This is a genomic window from Hymenobacter norwichensis DSM 15439 (assembly GCF_000420705.1).
GTDB lineage: Bacteria > Bacteroidota > Bacteroidia > Cytophagales > Hymenobacteraceae > Hymenobacter > Hymenobacter norwichensis.
Genome location: NZ_ATVL01000006.1, coordinates 638,326 through 655,849 on the forward strand (window position 1 = coordinate 638,326; position 17,524 = coordinate 655,849).

Sequence of the window (17,524 nt, forward strand, 5' to 3'; positions counted from 1 at the left end):
AGATTAAAATTGATGTTAATAACAGGTATGTCAACCAGCCAACCGGGCTTGCAGTGCCGGATAAAGTAGCGCTAGTTGCTCCTGCACTTCGGTAGCTAGTGCTGTAGTTACGGCGGGTGGCGCTTGTTGGCGGGCCTGTTGCTCTACTTGCTCCAGCGTCGTCTGTAGAAATTCGACACCAAAGTAAGCAGCCTGGCCTTTTAGCTTGTGCGCTGTACGTGCCAATTCGTCGTGGTCGGTGCTTTGGGCCGCAGTAGTTAGGTGTTGTTGGAGTTGTGGCGCCTGGGTAAGAAAGGTATTGATAATCTGATGGATGAAGGTTTCGTTGCCGCCGGCTAATTCCTCCAGCAGCGTCCAGTCGACAGCAGCTAGTCCGACCGCAGAAGTTGTAGGTACCACCGAGTTAGACGGGTTGCTGGGGGCTACTGGCTGACGGTTGGTATAGTGCGCAAGGCGGGCGTAAAGCAAAGCTGGGTCGAAGGGTTTAGCCAAGGTGTCATTCATGCCGGCTTCCAAAGCCAAGGCCCGGTCTTCGGGCAGGGCTGAAGCGGTGAGGCCGATGATGGGCAATTGATGGGCATTGGGGAAACGGGCACGCAACTGCCGGGAGGCCTCGTAACCATCCATTTCCGGCATCTGCACGTCCATCAGCACCGCATCGAAGGTTGCTTGCTCGACGGCTTCCATAGCCAGGCGGCCATTGGCGGCAATAGTGACGTGTACGTTCCACGCCTCCAGCGTCCGGCGAGCCACCAGCTGATTTAGCTCGTTGTCCTCGGCTACCAGTACTCGCAACTCCGGCTCGAAGCGGCCAACAGCCAGGGTGGCTTCCGGAGCTACATCGGCGGGGTCGGCGGTGGCGTATGGAATTTCAAACGAGAAAGCCGAGCCCTCACCTTCAATGCTTTCCACCCACAGCTGACCGCCGTGCAGCTCCACTAAATTACGAGCAATGCTGAGGCCGAGGCCCGTACCCCCAAACTGCCGGGTAGTGCTGGCATTGGCCTGCGAGAAGTCCTCGAAAATAGCGTCTAGTTTACTGGCCGGGATACCGATACCCGTATCCTGCACCACAAACCGAACTATTTGTTGGCCTTTAGGCAGCGGGCGGGCGGTTACGCGCAGCGTCACGCCGCCGGTGGTAGTGAACTTTACCGCATTGCCCACCAAGTTGACGAGCACCTGATTGAGCCGCACAGAGTCGCCGAGTACCGCGGCGGGTACGGCCGGGTCTACATCAAGGGTGAAGTACAGGTGCTTGGCTTCGGTGGCAAACTGGAACATGCTAGCCACGCGCCGAAGCAGTTCTGGCAAGCGGAAAGCAGCTTGTTCGAGCGTCAGTTTGCCGGCCTCAATTTTCGAACTGTCGAGGATGTCGTTGATGATAACTAGTAGGTTTTGCGACGACGACTGCACCGCCTCCAGGTACTCGTTCTGTACTGCATTAACGGGCGTTTGGCGCAGCAAATGCGTAAGGCCGATAACGGCGTTCATCGGGGTGCGGATTTCGTGGCTCATGTTGGCCAGAAACTGCGCCTTGGCTTTGCGCGAAGCCTCGGCCACGTCGCGGGCGACCGTTAGCTCGGCGTTCATCTCCTCGATGTGCGCCTTTTGGTGGCGTAACTGCTGGGTACGCTCGCGCACTGTGATTTCCAGTTGCAGCTTCTGGCGCCGTAGGGTGGCTTCCCGGGCCTGGGTGAAGGCAAAAACTCCAGCTCCGGCAGCCAGTATGCTCAGTGCCGCAAACCACCATGTTTGGTAGAACGGAGTAGCAATAGTGAAGGCGGTTACTGTGGGTGCCGACCACACTCCTTGCTCGCCCAGCCGGGCCCGCACCGCAAAAGAATAGTGGCCCGCATCAAGGCGCGGAAACTGTGCTTCGCCTACCACCGTGGGCCGGCTCCATTGCTCCTGGTAGCCAAGCAAACGGTATTGATACTGAAGCCCGGCCTGTCCTGGCAGCAAGCTTACGCCCCTGAATGTGAAGCTGACCCGATGCCGCGTTGCTGATAGTTCTCCTAAGTGGTATGGAAACTGCACGGCGCCGTCTACTTCAGTGGCCAGCAAGGTAGGAGTAGACTGACTGGTGCCTGGTAATAGCTCGGGAGCATTGGTACGCAGGCAAAGCAAACCAGTACGGGTGCGTAGCCACACGCAGTAACTGCTCCAGGCTACCGCGGCTTGAGGCAACAAATCCTGCACCAAGGGGTTGCCGGGCAAGGCCGCCGGGGCAAAATGACGGTTGGTGGTGTCGGCAAAGCTGAGGCCGTTGCGGTGGACTACCAGCACCTGCTCGTGCCGAAAATCGTGGTGGTAGCCGCCGTGGTAGCTGCTGCCCCAGCGCACCGGCAGTAGAGCGTAACAATAAGCAGAGGCTAAGCCATCAGTTGAACCATAGGGGCGTAGCCTGCCGTTTTCGTAGCAGAAAATGCCGCTGCCTTCCGTGCCAATCCACACCCGGCCCCGGTCGTCGTTCAGCAGCGAGGATACATCGAGGGCGGCTGTGCGGAAACGATAGTAACGGAAGCTTTTGCCCTGCCACACCGCCAGCCCGGTATCGTGCGTGCCAATCCAGACGTGACCTAAGGAGTCGGTGGTGAGGGCGTAAATGGTGTTGTGCAGCAGCCCGTTGGCGGTAGTGAAATGCTCGGCGGCCTGGCTGGAATCGGCGGGTAGGCGGTAGACGCCATCCAGCGCGGTACCCACCCACAAGTCGCCGTTGCGGTGCTGGGTGAAAGCCGTTACAGCAATGGTAGCAGGTAGGCGTTTGACCTGCTGCATAACTATTGCTTTAGTGTTAGGAGCCGGTATAGGAATCTGCCACAGTCCATACCCTGTGGTGCCCGCCCAGATGGATCTGGGCGGTGGGTCTGGTCCATGTCTGTCGAAAACTGGGTACGCCCGACCATCAGGAGTTTGCAAAACCACACTGGGTGTACACGGCAGTACCTTCTCCGGATAAACAATAATAGGAGATAGCTGACCAGCAGTAGGGTTGAGTCCGCAAAGCTGACCATTGGTGAGCATGCCATACCCTGTGCCTTCGCCGGTATATAATGCCGCAAGAGTTGCTGCTGTTGAGTTCTGGGGCAGCGGATAAAAGGCCACGTGCCGGTCCGACCAGCGCCATAAGCCCTGCCCCGCCGTGCCTATCCATACGTTGTGCTCCCGGTCAGCTAATACGCACTGTGGGGTAGCGCCTGGCGGCAGCACTTGCCGAAGCGTTGGAAATCGGCGCGCGGGTGCTTCCTGCTTGGTCGATAGTTTCGCGCCGGCGTACGTGGTATCGGGCGAAGAAATACCAAGCTTGAAGCGAAAATTGACCGGGTGGGAAGCCGCATCTGTTACACGTTGGAAGTGTTGGCCGTTCCAGCGCGACACGCCACCTTGGTAATGCCCAACCCACACTTGCCCGGTGTTAGGCTGCACGTACAGTTTCGTTACAAAATCTTCAGCCAGCCCGTTTTTAGTGGTAAACGTGACGAACTCCGTGCCATCGTAGCGCACTAATCCTTCGGCGGTGCCTATCCAGAGGTAGCCGGTTCGGTCCTGCGCTAGGGCATAGATGAATGGCTGCGGCAAGCCGTCAGCAGCACCGAATTGCTTCAGGAAATACTGCGGCGCCGTAGCGGAAGCTTGCGCCCACACACCTTGGATGGCCCCGCAAGCAAGCAGCAACGTGAAAAATAGTCGGTAGAAGCGAACAAGCACAGCTAAGAAGTCCGGTGGTCGGTAGCGGACTTTCACAAGATACAGTGCAGCTTTCGGCAGCTGAGTGTCATGTCGAGGAACCTCAGCCTCTACCTGATGAATCAAGTGTTTGACGCTGTGAGAAGAGAAATGCTGGGTGAAGCTGGTACGCCATATCTTATAGGATACCAGCATTGCCCGCTTACTTGCCGGTTACCTTGAACTCGGTGCGGCGGTTGAGTTGACGATTGGCTTTGGTGGTGTTGGGGGCCACTGGCTGGGTATCGCCGTAGCCAGCGGACGTCAAACGGTCTTGGGCTATGCCTTTCTGCGTGAGGTAGTCCACTACGGTTTTGGCGCGGCGCTGGCTTAGCTCCCGGTTGGTGGCGGCAGTGCCCACGTTATCGGTGTGGCCGGATATTTCCAGGCGTAGCGCTGGGGTTTCGACTAGCAGCTTTTGCAGGCGCTCCAACTCGGCAGTGCTTTCCTTGCGGAGCGTGGCTTTACCGGTATCAAAGAAGATGTTGTTGAGGACCACTTTCACGCCCACATCCAGCTTCTTGAGCTGCACATCTTTCACCACTTCCGAATAGGCGGTGCCAGCGGGTAAATCGAAATTTTCGGAGTGGAACAAATAGCCTTCCTGCCGTACCACAATGCCATAGTTCACGCCTGATGGCAACGACACCAAGTAGCGACCCGATTGCGCATTGGCCCGGAATGAGGCAATAATCTGATTTAGCTTGTTATCCACCACGTCGATAGTAGCTTCCACCGGCTGCTTGCTAGCATCATCCGTGATGGTGCCCTTCAAGATGGTTACTTGGGCAGTGGCTACAGGCACGGGCGGTGCCAGCAAAGTTTCTTTCACTGGCTGAGCACGTGAGGCTAGCAATTGGTCTTCTTGGCTGAGCACTGGTGGCTTTTCCGGCCCCAGAAACGTAATCTGGTAGATGTCCTTCGACCCCAATCCATCGTCGCGGAACGAGGAATAGTAGCCGTGCCGACCCGAGGCGGATACCACAAAAAACACGTCGTCGTCGGGAGTATTGATGGGCCAGCCTAGGTTTTCCGGCGTGCTCCACTTGCCATTTTCGTAGGTGGATTTAAAAATGTCGTAGCCGCCCATTGAGCTGTGGCCTTCCGATGAGAAGTACATCGTTTTGCCATCGGGGTGCAGAAATACGCCTTCCTCACCGTAGGGCGTGTTGATGGTGGAGCCGAGATTTACGGCCGGGCCGCGTCCGTCTATTTCTACTTTGTAAATGTCGCGCCCACCTAGGCCGCCGGGCTTGTCGCTCACCAGCAGCAGGCTCTTGCCATCGGGTGTGTACGCCGCCGACGATTCGTGTGCTTTGCTATTAATGCGGTTGCCGAGGCGCTGGGGCTTCAACCAAGTGGCACCGCGCAAACTGGCTTCGTTCAGGTCGCCGCCGTTGTCTTCCACGTACACCAGCATGCGCTGGGCATCAGGCGCGAGGCCTACGGTGGCGTCGTGGCCCGAGCTATTCACGGTTTCGCCTAGGTTACGGGCCGTGCCCCAAGTATCTCCTTCGCGGTTGCTTTGGTACACGTCTTCAAAGAAACCTCCCGATTCCGGGTCCTTCTCGCCTCCCGTCGAGCCCTGCCGCCGCGACGTGAACAAAATCACCGATTCATCGGCCGAAATAACTGGCCCATATTCTGGGTACGGCGAGTTCACGCCCGGTCCGGCATTGTCGATGAACACCCGCACGGGTTTGGCGGCCATCTTGCGGCCGTTTTCACACTCCGCTATTTTCTTCTGGATATCCTGGGTGAAACCGGCCGTGTTTTTGGTGCCGGTGGCGGGCGTGGCCTGCTTGTACTCGGCTATAGCTTCCTGCCACTTACCGTTCAGGTGCAAACCGCGGCCCAGCAAATAATGAATGCGCGGGTCAACGCCGGAATTGAGTTGGTAGGCCTTCTGCAAATACACCAGGGCGCGTGGCTTGAAACCAGAATGCAGGTAACAGTCCCCGATTTTTAAATTCAGCTCGGCGTTTTCAGGGTTGAGCTTTTGGGCCTCTAAGTAGTGCGGCAAAGCCTGCTCGTAGCGGGGCGGGTCGTTGGCATACCATTCGTCACCTAGCTTTATTTCCTTGAGGGCCGCTTTCAGGCCGTCCTTATTATTGCCGAATCGTTCCTTGCTGAATTCCACACTTTGGGCTTGAGCGGCCGTGGAAAGTAGAAGCAGGGCTAGTAGATACTTGTACATAAGATAATAATTCGTGCGGATGACCTTATCCCACAAAGGGCGCAGATTCTTCCGCAGATGACGCAGAGGTCTTTCTTAAGTGTTCAGGCCTGAGTACAGGATTTGCCAGTAGTCAATTACTGCGCTACTCAGTTGCTTTCGCCGCAGCCGGAGTTTGCGGCATAGTTGGTCCCAATTTCCAAGCCAAGCTCGGCGGCTTTGCGCCAGTCTTGGCAGGCACCGTTGGTATTGCGCAGCATTTCGCGGGCGTGGCCCCGGTTTAGGTAGGCTTCGCCGTATTGCGGGTTGAGGGCTAAGGCCTTGCTGGCGTCGGCTTCCGCTTTCTGGTAGTCTTCGAGCTTGAGGTAGGCAGCAGCACGGTTGTTCCAGGCAAAGGCGTAGGTGGCATCGAGGGCTACAGCCCGGCCGAAATCCTCAGCTGCTCCCTTATAGTCGCCAGCTTCGTAGCGGGTGGCGCCGCGGTTGGTATAGGCTACGGGGTTGTCCTGCTTTTTCTGGAGGTAGTCAACGTAGTCCTGGAGGGCGCCTTTTAGGTCGCCGGCGCGGCGCTTGGTACCGGCGCGGTTTAGTAGGGCCGGCAGCAGTTCGGGTTGCAACGCCAGCGCTTTGGTATAGTCCTGAATGGCGGCGGGGTAGTTGTTAAGCTGGCGCTGGGCGCTACCCCGGTCGTGCCAGGCGTAGGCGTAATTGGGGTCGGCCTTAATAGCTTGGTCGAAATCAGCCTTAGCAGCCGCATAGTCGGCCTTTTCGAAGCGCAGAGCACCGCGGTAGTACCAAGATGGGGCGTAGGCAGCGTTGGCTTCTACAGCTTTCGAGTAATCCTGCTCGGCTTCGGCAGGCTGTTTGAGTGCCTCCCGAGCCTGGCCCCGCCCGAAGAATGCCGTGCCGCTGGTAGGCTCCAGCTTCAGGGCTTCGTCGTAGTCCTGCACGGCAGGCTGGTACTCTTTCAGCTCGTAGCGGGTGGTGGCGCGGTTATAGAACGCCTTAGCAAAATCGGGCCGTAGCGCCAGCGCCCGGTCGAAATCCTGCAGTGCGGCGCGGTAGCTTTTCTGGTTGAACTTCGCCACGCCGCTATTATAAAGTTTCTCGGCTTGTTGGGCCGGCGGCAGGGTAGAGGCCCGCACCGAATCTACTTGTGCTTGCACAGCAAGGCTGGTTAAGCCGAGGGCAGCAGTTAAGAGTAGTAAGTTCCGCATCACATCCAGTCAATTGGTTTCGCTGGATAAATATAATTTTTATTGCCGATACCTGATTAAAACACCATAAAATTTATTAATATATAATACTATTTCAAGATGAAGTAGCAGCCTGTATGTCGCGCCTAGCCGGCCAGTTGCGACTTTACCAACGTTTGCCACTCGTGGCGAGTGGAGCCGTCGAACACCGGGCGGCCAGCGTGGCGGTACCAGTATGCGGCATTGGTAGCGTCGCCTTCCTGGCGGTGCAGCAGCGCATGTAACCAATCATACTCTGGCTCGCCTTCGTGGTCCTGTACAATATCGTGTGCCTCGGCCCACTCGTCGCGGCCGGTGTGCCAGAGAGCGAGCAGGATTGGCGAAAAACTGGCGGGCGGGGTGTGGGCCGTGAGGGAGGCGTCGAATTCAGCGTAGGTCATGGGAAATCTCAGGAGAGGTGAGCGGGTGACTAGACAGCGGCAGGAGATTGAGGTAACTTCAGCTTATACCTTGGATTGGTACCTGCGCAATAACTGTAAATCAAACTTCCGGCGGGGCACTGATGTTTGCGTATTTTTGTAACACCAACGTGCTACTGCGGCGCGTTGTTTTTTCACCTCTCACCCCAACGCCTAGCTTTTACCTATGGCTACGTACCCAGAATACATGGTTGCCCCTATCCGCCAGGACCTCGTAGAGGCCGGCTTCGAGCAACTCATGACCCCCGAAGAAGTAGATTCTGTCCTCAGCGAGCAGAGCGGTACCGTACTGGTGGCCGTTAACTCGGTGTGTGGCTGCGCCGCTGGCAAAGCCCGTCCGGCCCTGAAAATGGCCGTGGCTAGCTCGGAAAAGAAGCCGACCAAACTCGTAACAGTGTTTGCCGGCATGGAAACCGAAGCTGTAGCCAAAGTGCGCGAGCACCTATTGCCGTATCCGCCTAGCAGCCCTGCCATTGCCCTCTTCAAAGACGGCGAGCTGGTGCACATGATTGAGCGTTACCACATCGAGGGCAACGACTTGATGCGCATTGTGAACAACCTGCAAGGCGCTTTTGAAGAGTATTGCTAGAACGCGGATTTTGTAGACGATTGAGAAAGGGCTTGTAGCATATGCTGCAAGCCCTTTTTTGTTTCCTTTACTTGTTCTGTATTCGTCAAAAAACGGTAACCGGCAACTCGTTACAGGCCTAGTGACTTGAAGAAAGCTTCTTGGTTTGGCTCGCGGCCTAGGAAGTTTTTCACCAACTGATACTCGTCGTCGGTGCCACCTTTGGCCAGAATCAGGTCACGGTAGCGGAGGCCGGTTTTCTGGTCCATCACGCCGTTCTTCTCGAACACTGAGAACATATCTTCGGCGTACACTTTCGACCACATATAGCCATAATAGCCTGCGCCATAGCCAGTCAGGTGGCCGAATGAAGCCTGCATGTTGGTGCCGTCGAGGTAGGCGAAGGGCGTAATCTGGTTTTGCAGCTTCTTCAGCACGTCGGTAGTGGTTTCCGTACCGTTTGGGTCGAACTTGTCGTGCAGGGTCATGTCGAGCGTGCCGTACAGAATCTGCTGCGAGGCGCCAATGCCGGAGCCCACGTTGCGGGCCGCCCACATCTTGTCGTACAGCGGCTTAGGTAGTACTTCGTTAGTTTGGTAGTGCTTGGCAAAGGTTTTGAGGGCGTCGTAGTTCCAAGCCCAGTTTTCCAGAATCTGGGAAGGAGCCTCCACAAAATCACGCTTCACGCTGGTACCCGACTGGCTCGACAGCTCGGCCGTGGTAACCAAGTTGTGCATGACGTGGCCGAACTCGTGGAAGAACGTAACCACTTGGCTGTGGCTCATCAGGGCCGGCTTGCCGGGAGTGGGCGCGTTGAAATTGCAAAGCAACACGGCGGTGGGCAGCTGGTAGCCTTTGGCGGTTTGCTTGCCCGATTCCACCCCAAAGCAGGCAGCATGGCTGTATTTATTTTCGCGCGGAAACAGGTCCAAGTAAAAGCGGCCGATAAGCTTACCGTCGCGCTGCACCTCAAACATGCGCGCATCCTTGTGCCACACCGAAGGCTCCTTCACCTCGTTGAATTTTAGCCCGAACAACTGCTGCGTGGTTTGGAACAGGCCATCTACTACGTGGTTGACTTCGAAATATTCTTTTACCTTCTCGGCATCGAGCTGGTATTTGTCTTTCATCAGCAGGTTGCTGTAGAAGCTGCTTTCCCAAGGCGCAATGGTTTTTACGCTCGGGTCTTTGAGGTAGGCGCGCTTCACTACCAGCAGTTCCTCTAGGTCTTGCTGGCTTTTCTGCTTCACTCGGTCCACCAACTTGGTTTCGAAAGCCCACACCGTTTCGGGCGTTTTGGCCATGCGGCTGCTGGTCTGGTAAGCGGCGTAGGTTTTGTAGCCTAGCAGCTGGGCCTTCTTCTGACGCTCGATAAGCAGCTGTTTTAGCACTTCCAGGTTGGTGTCGGCGGCGCGGTTGTTATACAGCGTGTAGAGCTGCTTGCGCATGGCCTCCGACTCGGCGTACTTCATGAACGTGCTGTACGTGGGACCATCTACCGTAATGCGGTAGGCGTCGCCAGCTTTGGTGCGGCTTTTCTTGAAGTCGTCGGGCAGGCCTTTCATGTCGGCCTCACTCACCATCAGGAAGCTTTGGTCTTTGGCAATGTTGGCCCCGAAAGCAATGCTCAGGTCCCCGATTTTATCGTTCAGCTTTTGCAGCTCTTTGCGCTTCTCGGGCGTGAGGGCAAAACCGTTACGCTCGTATTCCTCAATAGTCTCCGTTACAAATTTCTTGCGTGCCCCCGTTAGCGCCAGTGCTTCTTTGGATTTCGAATAGTCCTTGATGGCGCGGTACAGCTTTTCATCCAGGGCCAGCTCGTTTCCATACTTGCTGATTTGAGCCAAGCTTTTCTGCGCTTGATTACGGATGGTAGAATCGGGGCTGGCGTTGAAGAGGATGCTGATGGGCCCGGCCACCCGGTCGATGTCGTCGCTCAGGTTGTCGAGCGCCACCATGGTGTTCGTGAAGGTACGCTTGCCGGTTGGCACGCTGTAAATGGCGTTTAACGACGTTTTGGTGCCCGCAATAACTGTAGCCGTTGCCTGCTGCACATCGGCCTTGGTGGCCTTGGCAAAAGCAATGGGCTGGTTGAATGCCGGCGTCAGCGGATTGGATGCGGCTGTCACGCTTAGTACCGCCAACGAGCTAACTACCAGCGTCATTCCCGCCCGCACGAGCGAAAAAGAAGTATGAATGGACATAAGAGAAGAAGGTTGAAAAGAAAGGCTTTGAAGGTAGCCTATTTGCTGTACTTATTCTATGCATAATAGCATATAATTCAGCCGCTTTGACCATAGAACGGCATCAGCTAACCATCAATAAAAAAGCCGCTCCGGTAAGGAAGCGGCTTTCAAACTATGTAAGCTTATTTAGTCAGGCAAACAGCGTTATCCACGAAATTCGGGTAATCCGAAAAATCTGTAAAATCCGCGTTCCTAGTTGGCTACTTCGCTCAAGAACTTAATGCGCATCAGGCGCAGGTCCTCCTCGGTGTAGTCGTCGGTGCCGAGTTCTTTCAAGGCCACTGCAATGTTGTCGGTACTGGCCGACATAAAGTAGTCGTAGATTTCCTCCTGGCGCTCCTCGTCCAGCAGCCCGTTGATGTAGTAGTCGAGGTTGAGCTTGGTACCGGAGTAGCAGATGTGCTCGATTTCCTCCATCAGCTCGCGCATATCAATGCCCTTGGAGGAAGCAATTTCCTCTAAGTCCATCTTCTTGTCGATTTGCTGAATGATGTAAATCTTGATTTTCGACTTGTTGACAGCCGATTTCACCACCACGTCCGAAGCCGTCATGATGTCGTTGTCTTCCACGTATTTCTTGATGAGCGCCAAGAATGGTGGGCCGAACTTCTGAGCCTTGCCTTGGCCTACACCGCCCACATGCGCCAGCTCATCGAGCTTAGTAGGGAAGGTGGTAGCCATTTCCTTGAGGGAAGGGTCCTGAAAGAGCACGTACGGCGGCAGGTCTTTCTCCTTGGCCATCTTCTTGCGAAGCGCTTTGAGCATCTCGAATAAGGCTTCGTCGTGGCCGGCGGCCTGCTGCACCTCTTCCTGCTCCTGCTCCTCCTTCACCTCCTCGTCGTAGTCGTGGTCTTTAGTGAGCTTAACTGAATGGGGATTTTCGATGAAGTCCATACCCTTATCCGTAATTTTTACAACGCCGAAATTGTCGATATCCTTCTCTAAGAAACCAAAAATCAAGCACTGACGCAACAACGAATGCCAGTACTGCGCATCGTGGTCTTTGCCCTGCCCGTAAATCGGGAGGCCGTTGTGGCCGTAGCTTTCCACGTGAGCATTGTTCATCCCCATAAGCACGGTGCCGATGTGGTCGAGGCCGAAACGTTGCTCGGTTTGCACCACCGCTTTCAAGGCTAGTAATACCTCTGATTTCGCCTCAAACTTCTCTTTCGGGTGCTTGCAGTTGTCGCAGAAGCCACAGTCCTTCTCGAAATGCTCACCGAAATAGTGCAGCAACTGCTTGCGCCGGCACACCGCCGAATCGGCGTAGTTAGCCATTTCTTGGAGCAGCAGCTTGCTGTTGTCGCGCTCCGTTACGGGCTTGTCCTTGTTGAACTTCTCCAGCTTCACGATATCGTCGTAGCTGTAGAACATCAGGCAGTCCCCATCGAGGCCGTCGCGGCCGCCGCGGCCGGTTTCTTGGTAGTAGCCCTCAATGCTTTTGGGCGTGTCATAGTGAATAACGAAGCGCACATCGGGCTTATCGATACCCATGCCGAAGGCAATGGTGGCCACAATTACGTCGCAGTCTTCATTCAGGAAGGCATCCTGGTTGGCCATGCGTACGTGCGGGTCGAGGCCGGCGTGGTAGGGCAGGGCCTTCACGTCGTTGACCTTCAGCAGCTCGGCAATTTCCTCTACCTTTTTGCGGCTCAGGCAATAAATAATGCCCCCCAAGCCTTTGCGCTGCTTCACATACTGAATCAGCTGCTTCTTGGTGTTGTGCTTGGGCCGAACTTCGTAGTAGAGGTTGGTGCGGTTGAACGACGTTTTGAACACCGAGGCGTCGTCCATCTGCAAGTTCTTCTGGATGTCGAGCTGCACCTTGGGCGTGGCAGTGGCCGTAAGGGCAATAACTGGTACCTGCCCGATATTGTCGATGATGCCCCGGATGCGGCGGTACTCGGGCCGAAAGTCGTGGCCCCACTCCGAAATACAGTGGGCTTCGTCAATAGCTACAAACGAAATAGTAGCCTTTTGCAGGAAATCGATGGTTTCGTCTTTGGTAAGGCTTTCAGGCGCAACGTAGAGTAGTTTTACTTCGCCGCTGATAACGTCCTTTTTCACCCGGTTCATCTCCGCTTTGGTTAGCGTCGAGTTCAGGAACTGCGCATTCACGCCGAAAGCATTGAGCTGGTCCACCTGATTTTTCATCAGGGCAATGAGCGGCGAAATAACGATGGCCGTGCCCGGTAGCACTAAGGCTGGTAACTGGTAGCAAAGGCTTTTTCCCGCTCCGGTGGGCATAATCACAAACGTATTGTGCCCCTCGATAACGTTTTGGATGATGGCTTCCTGCGTACCGCGGAACTGCCCGTACCCAAAAACTTCCTTTAACTTGCCTTTCAAATCAGCCGCCTGGCTAACGACATTATTCACAGCTGGCATTGACATCCTCACTTGCTCGGTTGGAAGATTCAGATAGAGCTTCACCACACGCAGCGGCTTGCCTATCTCAATCTAGGGAATTTTGAAGTATTCGGCATGAGACCCTAAGGAGTAAGATAAAACCGCTCTATCTCACTTCTCCGATACTCAAAACCTAATCAAATTTAGATTGAAACCGCAAAAAGAACTTCATTCCATTGCAAAAAAAGTGCTGCTAAATGAAGCGGACGCTATTCGGGGCGTGGCAGACGCCATCGAGCAGACCCCCGATTTTGCATTATGTGTAGAGGTAATCCTCTCATTGCGAGGCAGAGTAGTGGTGACGGGCATCGGCAAAAGCGCCCATATTGCCGGTAAAATGGTGGCCACCCTAAACTCGACCGGAACGCCCGCTTTGTTCATGCACGCCGCCGATGCCATCCACGGCGACCTAGGCATGATTCAGCCCGAAGATTTCGTCATTGCCATCAGCAAGAGCGGCGACACGCCCGAAATCAAGGTGCTGGTGCCGCTGCTCAAGCGCAAAGGCGTACCGATGGCCGCCCTTGTCAGCAATGCCGATTCGTACCTAGCACGCGAAGCCGACTACATTCTGCATGCTCCCGTCACGCGGGAGGCTTGTCCGCACAACTTGGCGCCTACCACTAGCACTACTGCTGCGCTGGCCCTCGGCGATGCGCTGGCCGTGTGCTTGCTGGAAAGCCGCGACTTCACCCGCCAAGATTTTGCGCGTCTGCACCCCGGCGGCACGTTGGGTAAGCAGCTTTATTTGAAAGTAGGCGACCTGAGCCGCCAAAACCAACAGCCCCAAGTGCTGGCCGATGCGCCACTAAAAGACATCATCCTGGAAATATCGGGCAAGCGCCTAGGAGCTACGGCTGTGCTGGATGCCACCGGCCAGCTCCGCGGCATCATCACCGACGGCGACTTGCGCCGCATGCTCAGCACGTTTGCCGGCCGCTTAGAAGATGTGCGCGCCCACGATATTCTCACGCCCAATCCCGTGGAGATTGACGTAGACGATTTTGCTGTGGAAGCTCTAGCCCGCATGCAACAGCGCAACATCACGCAACTGATTGTGACGGAGCAGGGCCAGTTCAGCGGCTTTATTCATCTGCACGATTTGCTACGGGAAGGATTGGTATGATTTAAAATAGAGCTGTTGCATTAGGGAAAGATTAAGTATTTCTCTTCCTGCTTCCCTGCGTGAGGAAAGGTTCCTATTAAAATCAGATATTTGCATTACTTCAACCTTTTTAGCTGCGGCAGTTTCACCTTATTATGCAACATACTTATCTCGTGGTAATGGCGGGCGGCATTGGCAGCCGCTTTTGGCCTTTCAGCCGCACCAACCACCCCAAGCAGTTTCACGATGTATTGGGCGTAGGCCGCTCGATGTTGCAACTGACCGTAGACCGGTTTGCCGGTATCTGTCCTCCTGAAAACGTATTTGTCGTTACCAACCGCGACTACCGCGAACTGGTGCAGCAGCATCTGCCCGACTTGCCCGCCGACCAGATTCTGGGTGAGCCAATCGGGCGCAATACGGCTCCCTGCATTGCGTACGCCAGCTATTGCATTGCCAAGCGCGACCCCAAAGCCGTGATTGTGGTATCACCAGCCGACCACGCTGTGCAGCGGGAAGAAGAGTTCCGGCACGTTATCAGCCAAGCGGTTGATGTGGCGCGCACCCATGAAGTGCTCATCACGCTCGGTATTCAGCCCTCGCGCCCCGATACCGGGTACGGCTATATTCAGTACATCGACGACGAAGCCAGCAGCCTGCCCAACGGCCTGAAAAAGGTGAAGACCTTCACTGAAAAGCCGAATCTGGAATTGGCCGAGATGTTCCTGCAAAGCGGCGACTTCCTCTGGAATTCCGGCTTGTTTGTGTGGCGTGCCGACGTAATCGTGCAGGCTTTCCACAACTACTTGAGCGACATTGCCGAGGTATTTGATGATGGCCAGGCGCAGTTGGGTACCGCGCAAGAAGAAGCTTTCATCACGGAAGCCTACTCCCGCTGTCGCAACATCAGCATCGACTATGGCATCATGGAAAAGGCCGACAACGTATTTGTGCTGCCCGCCGATTTCGGGTGGAGTGACCTAGGCACCTGGGATTCCCTGCACCGCATGGGCCGCCGCGACGAAAACAACAACGTCATCGACGGCGATGCCATTCTGTATGATACCACAGAGTGTGTTATCAAAACCCCTTCCGAGCGCTTGGTAGTAGTGCAGGGCCTTGATGGTTACATCATTGCCGAGTACGACAACGTGCTCCTGATCTGCAAGCGCACCGAGGAGCAGCGCGTGAAGGAGTTCGTAGCCGATGTGAAAGCCAAGAAGGGTATCGGCTACAACTAAATCGATAAAGAAATGCTACTGGGGCGAGTAGTTGCTATTCGCTAGCTCAAGCTAAAAAAGGAAGGCCGGATCATTTGATCCGGCCTTCCTTTTTTAGCTTGAGCGCAAAGCTTTTATTCGTTGCTAGGTGTTGAGGTAAGACGCTGACGAAGTACCTCAAACAGCATGATGCCGCTGGCAACCGATACGTTGAGGGAGCCAATCTGGCCGGTCATCGGAATGCGGAGGCGGTGGTCGGAGAGGCGCAGGTACTCGGGGGAAATGCCGTCTTCCTCGCTGCCCATGAGTACAGCTACGGGGCCCGTCATATCCACACTGCCGGTTTCCAAGCTTGCATCGGCTTTTTCGGTACAGGCTATAACTTGTACCCCGGATTCGCGCAGATACGTCAGTGTGTTCTTCAGGTTAGCCTCGCGGCAAACCGGTATGAGGTTGAGCGCCCCGGCAGAGGTTTTCACGGCGTCGCCGTTGATTTGGGCTGCGCCTTGGCTGGGTACCACAATGGCGTGCACACCCATACACTCAGCATTGCGGGCAATGGCGCCGAAATTGCGCACATCCGTCACTCGGTCCAGAATCAACAGAAACGGTACTTTGCCTTCTTCATACAGCCCTGATAGAATGCTGTCGAGCGGCATGTAATCTATCGGCGACACGAAGGCTACCGCGCCCTGGTGATTCTTGCGAGTCAGGTTGTCGAGCTTCTCCACCGGCACCGACGACACCGGAATGCCCTGCTGGCGGGCCATATCGTTGATTTCCTGGGTCAGGCTATTCTTGGTGCCGCGCAACAGAAAGATTTTCTCCAGCGTCCGGCCAGCGCTTAGGGCTTCCATGATGGGCCGCAAACCAAACAGCATGTCAATGCTGCGGTCAGGGGCTGGGCGGTTGGCGTAGAACGGCCTGGCCTTGTCGGAAGAGGAGCGCCGCTCCGTATTGTCTCGAGTATCCCGGTTGCCACGCGGCCCGTCGGGGCGGGCATCAATGAAGCCATCTGGTCGGCTTTCGGGGCGGCGGTAGCCGCCGGGCGTCTCACCTTCGGAAGCGGAGCGGCTAGGGCGGCTCGCGCCGGGGCGCGGGGTACGGGGCACCGGCCGATTCTCCGAGTCGTAGTAATTGCGGCGCTCTTTCAGCGGCCTTGGGCGGTCGTCGTTGCTTTTCTCCATTGCTCCACGGCGGCATACCAGAGACGTTCGTACTCGGGGCGGCGCACCAGTTCATAGTGTTCGGGTGCAAAGGTACTGGGTTTAAGCCGGAACGTGTAGGAAGCCGACGCGCCATTATCGGTGGCGTGGTATACCCACCGCTCGTCGGTGGCGGTGCGGTACACGGCGTCGGGCGGACCCACGGCAATATACAGCATGCCCCGGTCAGTCATCCATCCCGCTTTGTGGGCTACAAACAGCTCGTTGGCTGATCGGGTGCGGCCATAATAGGTGCGGATAGCCTGCCGGGCAATAACCTGCTGGCCGGCCGCCGCATTCAGCCAAAACTGGTCAACTGCTTTCTTCGGGTTGGGCGCATCGTATAGCTTTTTGCGCTCAGCCGAAGTGGTCAAATACACCAACGGCTGAATTAACTCGTCGGCGGTAGTTAGCTCGGGGTATTCGGTATCCGTTACGAGCAGCCCGAGCAACGGCGTCTCACTTGCCAGCCGCAGTGTATAAAGTCCGGCTTCTGGCAGCCGAATCGGCAACCCCGCCCGGAAAAACAGCGAATCGGTAACCGAGAGGGTGGGAGAGGCCGTGGACTGGCGGGCAGGGTCGGCGTGGGGCGGCAGCGCGGGCACAAATGAAGCACCGTAGCGCCGCACTAGCACCGGCTGCTCCGGCCCGTAGCGGTCCACTAAAAAGGCCTCGCCAGCCCGAACTGAGCGGCGCATCAACGGGGTGCCCAAGGTATCGGTTAGCACATAGGGGCGCGCGAGGCGGGCGGGGGTGATAGGCAGCCAAGCCGCGTCGCCGTTGGCCGATTCGGCGGGCGGGGCGCAGGCCAGGCTGAGCACGGTGCCGCTGATCAGTTGCGCGACAGGCAGGCAAAACTCCACCCGCGCGCCTCGCTCATCGGGCCGGACGCGCCGGGCTAGCTGTCGTACTGTATCAGTCCAGCTCAGGCGGCGCGAGTCATACGAAGGCCACGCGGTAACGCGCAACGGGTTACCCTGCCGGAACACGTTGCCATCCGGAAAGCGCAGGTAAATGCGTAGGCTGTCCCCTTCGCGGCGCGTATCCACCTGGATGCGCCGGTCGGGGCGGTACTGGTCGGAAAAGTCACGTTTTTGCGCCAAGGTAGGCCAAGTAATCAGCGCAAGTGCAAGTAGTAGGAAACTCTTCATTGAAAACGGCATACACCCTTATAACGCGAAGTTCCGCTTC

At 56.2% G+C, this 17,524-nt stretch carries 11 protein-coding genes; 3 read left to right on the plus strand and 8 right to left on the minus strand.

The window, feature by feature from the left end:
• Positions 1–30: 30 nt before the first annotated feature.
• From G536_RS30270 to G536_RS0103915, 4 genes are all read right to left on the minus strand, one after another.
• A complete protein-coding gene (locus tag G536_RS30270) occupies positions 31–3,711 on the minus strand; it encodes a hybrid sensor histidine kinase/response regulator (protein ID WP_169515037.1) in 3,681 nt (1,226 codons plus the stop codon).
• Between the two features lie 181 nt (positions 3,712–3,892).
• Positions 3,893–5,827 (minus strand): OmpA family protein, encoded by a 1,935-nt coding sequence (locus tag G536_RS0103905; RefSeq protein ID WP_425402123.1) that lies wholly within the window; start codon positions 5,825–5,827, stop codon positions 3,893–3,895.
• A 227-nt stretch (positions 5,828–6,054) separates the two neighbouring features.
• Positions 6,055–7,071: a tetratricopeptide repeat protein gene (locus G536_RS0103910; protein WP_169515038.1), complete on the minus strand. Its 1,017-nt coding sequence runs from the start codon at positions 7,069–7,071 to the stop codon at positions 6,055–6,057.
• Positions 7,072–7,247: 176 nt separating this feature from the next.
• Positions 7,248–7,541: a hypothetical protein gene (locus G536_RS0103915; RefSeq protein ID WP_022822274.1), complete on the minus strand. Its 294-nt coding sequence runs from the start codon at positions 7,539–7,541 to the stop codon at positions 7,248–7,250.
• Between the two features lie 205 nt (positions 7,542–7,746).
• Here G536_RS0103915 and G536_RS0103920 point away from each other — a divergent pair, with 205 nt between their 5' ends.
• Positions 7,747–8,169, plus strand: a complete 423-nt coding sequence (locus tag G536_RS0103920) for a BrxA/BrxB family bacilliredoxin (protein WP_022822275.1) — start codon at positions 7,747–7,749, stop codon at positions 8,167–8,169.
• A 110-nt stretch (positions 8,170–8,279) separates the two neighbouring features.
• On the opposite strand, the gene G536_RS0103925 is transcribed toward G536_RS0103920, so the two are convergent.
• A complete protein-coding gene (locus G536_RS0103925) occupies positions 8,280–10,352 on the minus strand; it encodes a M3 family metallopeptidase (RefSeq protein WP_022822276.1) in 2,073 nt (690 codons plus the stop codon).
• Between the two features lie 234 nt (positions 10,353–10,586).
• Positions 10,587–12,773 (minus strand): DNA helicase RecQ, encoded by a 2,187-nt coding sequence (gene recQ / locus G536_RS0103930; RefSeq protein WP_245575746.1) that lies wholly within the window; start codon positions 12,771–12,773, stop codon positions 10,587–10,589.
• 178 nt (positions 12,774–12,951) lie between these two features.
• Here recQ and G536_RS0103935 point away from each other — a divergent pair, with 178 nt between their 5' ends.
• Positions 12,952–13,929, plus strand: a complete 978-nt coding sequence (locus tag G536_RS0103935) for a KpsF/GutQ family sugar-phosphate isomerase (protein ID WP_022822278.1) — start codon at positions 12,952–12,954, stop codon at positions 13,927–13,929.
• Between the two features lie 134 nt (positions 13,930–14,063).
• The gene (locus G536_RS0103940) at positions 14,064–15,149 is read left to right on the plus strand and encodes a mannose-1-phosphate guanylyltransferase (protein ID WP_022822279.1); all 1,086 of its coding nucleotides are present in this window, start codon (positions 14,064–14,066) and stop codon (positions 15,147–15,149) included.
• Between the two features lie 113 nt (positions 15,150–15,262).
• Here the strand turns inward: G536_RS0103940 and rlmB are convergent, their stop codons facing one another.
• The gene (rlmB, locus tag G536_RS26135; protein WP_022822280.1) at positions 15,263–16,315 is read right to left on the minus strand and encodes a 23S rRNA (guanosine(2251)-2'-O)-methyltransferase RlmB; all 1,053 of its coding nucleotides are present in this window, start codon (positions 16,313–16,315) and stop codon (positions 15,263–15,265) included.
• The gene (locus G536_RS30275; protein ID WP_022822281.1) at positions 16,279–17,484 is read right to left on the minus strand and encodes a GWxTD domain-containing protein; all 1,206 of its coding nucleotides are present in this window, start codon (positions 17,482–17,484) and stop codon (positions 16,279–16,281) included. The genes rlmB and G536_RS30275 overlap by 37 nt, the downstream gene beginning before the upstream one ends.
• Positions 17,485–17,524: the final 40 nt, after the last annotated feature.